Source organism: Paenibacillus sp. LS-5, assembly GCF_056121505.1.
This window is the reverse complement of the sequence record NZ_JBWAVA010000121.1, coordinates 1-244: the sequence shown is the minus strand read 5'-3', so window position 1 is coordinate 244 and position 244 is coordinate 1. Positions and strand designations below refer to the sequence as shown.

Here is a 244-nt window from a genome sequence, read left to right as displayed (position 1 = left end):
TCCGCCGACGGCCTCTCCCCACGCGAACAATTGGCGCTCATCGCGCGTCGCACCCAGGAACTCGCCGACAAGCACGCGCACGTGTTTCTCGACTCGGTCCGCCCTGCCCTGGCGGGAGAAGGCATTTCAATCGTTAGATGGGCCGACCTCAGCGCCGACGATCACGGCCGACTCTCGGCGCATTTCCACGAGCAGGTATTCCCGGTACTGACCCCGTTGGCAGTCGATCACGCTCACCCGTTCC

At 64.8% G+C, this 244-nt stretch carries 1 pseudogene; it reads left to right on the top strand.

Annotation, left to right across the window (positions count from 1 at the left end):
- Positions 1-244, top strand: a pseudogene (locus tag AC0MA3_RS26715) (RNA degradosome polyphosphate kinase); the annotation flags it as partial.